Genomic DNA, 1,425 nt, shown 5'->3' with positions numbered 1-1,425 from the left:
TGAACTGACCCCCATAAGTTGGACACAACTTATGGGGTATTTTTATGCGTTACGACCTAGACTTTAAGATGCAAGTCATCGCATACTATGAACAAGGACATAGTGGTCAAGCCACAGCAAAGACATTTAATGTAAACAAGCGTTTTATAGTTAAATGGGTAAAACAATATCAAAGCGGTGGTATCGATGCTATCAAACCAAAGACCAGCAAAGCCTACTATAGTGGCGAGTTTAAACTTAACGTGTTAACCACCATGCTTAAAGAGGATTTGAGTCAATCTGAGGTGGCACTGAAGTTTAACATCAGCTCACCAGCTTTAATCAGCCACTGGCACAAAGCATATCGAAAGCACGGCATATCTGGCCTAATATCCAAACCTAAAGGTAGAACCGCCATGAGCAAACCATTTATCACAGACAAGCCAGATGATGAAAAGAGCTTAGCAGAGCTTAAGCGTGAGAATGAGTACCTACGTGCGGAGAACGCCTACCTAAAAAAGCTAGATGCCTTGCTCAAACAGAAGAAGAAACCAGCTTTGAGAAAGCAAGGCTCATCGAAGGACTAAGGCAAGATCACCCTTTATCAGCTTTGCTAGAGATCACCAAGACACCTAAGAGTGTCTTTTACTATCATAGAGCAAGGCTTGAGCGTGATGACAAATACATTGACCTAAAGCAGCGTATCATCACTTTATACCACAAGCATAAAGGCAGATATGGCTATCGCAGAATAACGGCAGCGCTAAAGCAATTAGGGAGTCATTACAACCACAAGCTCATCGCTAAGCTGATGCGTAACATGAAGCTTAGCGCCAAGATAAGACGTCAGAAGTACCGCTCTTATAAAGGTGTACAAGGTAAGATTGCAAAGAACCATTTAAAGCGCCAGTTTACTGCAGATAAACCGAACACACGCTGGCTCACCGATATTACTGAGTTTAAGGTGGGTGATCATAAGCTGTATTTATCGCCGATACTCGATTGTTATAACAATGAGATCATCAGCTATATGCTCTCAAAGAGACCGACTTATGACTTAGTGGGTAAGATGCTAGATAAGGCTTTAAATAAGATAAATACGTACCAGAACAACAGTTTAATGCTGCATTCAGATCAAGGGTGGCATTATCAGATGAAACCATTTAGCACGACGCTTAAACAGCATGGTATTAAGCAAAGTATGAGCAGAAAAGGAAATTGCTTAGATAATGCGCTGATGGAGGGGTTCTTCGGTACACTGAAGTGCGAGACGATTTATATTGAGAAACCGAAAACTATTGAGCAGTTAGAGAAACAGATTCATGAGTATATGCATTATTACAATAATGAGCGTATCCAACTCAAACTAAAAGGACTGAGTCCTGTGCAATACAGAACTCAGTCCTTGTTATAAAATAAACCGTCCAACATTTGGGGGTCAGTTCA

The 1,425-nt window shown here is 41.1% G+C and carries 2 protein-coding genes; both read left to right on the top strand.

Annotated features, from left to right (window positions below; genetic code table 11):
* The first annotated feature begins 44 nt into the window (after positions 1-44).
* A complete protein-coding gene (locus ACS8E3_RS12970; protein WP_439244752.1) occupies positions 45-566 on the top strand; it encodes a helix-turn-helix domain-containing protein in 522 nt (173 codons plus the stop codon).
* A complete protein-coding gene (locus ACS8E3_RS12965; protein ID WP_439244753.1) occupies positions 554-1,393 on the top strand; it encodes an IS3 family transposase in 840 nt (279 codons plus the stop codon). Before ACS8E3_RS12970 ends, ACS8E3_RS12965 begins: the two co-directional genes overlap by 13 nt.
* The last annotated feature ends 32 nt before the right edge of the window (positions 1,394-1,425 follow it).

The organism is Psychrobacter sp. 2Y5 (genome assembly GCF_051847375.1).
Lineage (GTDB): Bacteria > Pseudomonadota > Gammaproteobacteria > Pseudomonadales > Moraxellaceae > Psychrobacter.
The sequence above is the reverse complement of the archived record's forward strand: the minus strand, read 5'-3'. Positions and strand labels throughout refer to the sequence as shown.

Excerpts from the sequence above, each read along its gene's own strand:
- ACS8E3_RS12970 (WP_439244752.1), top strand. The coding sequence starts at position 45 with ATGCGTTACGACCTAGACTTTAAGATGCAAGTCATCGCATACTATGAA.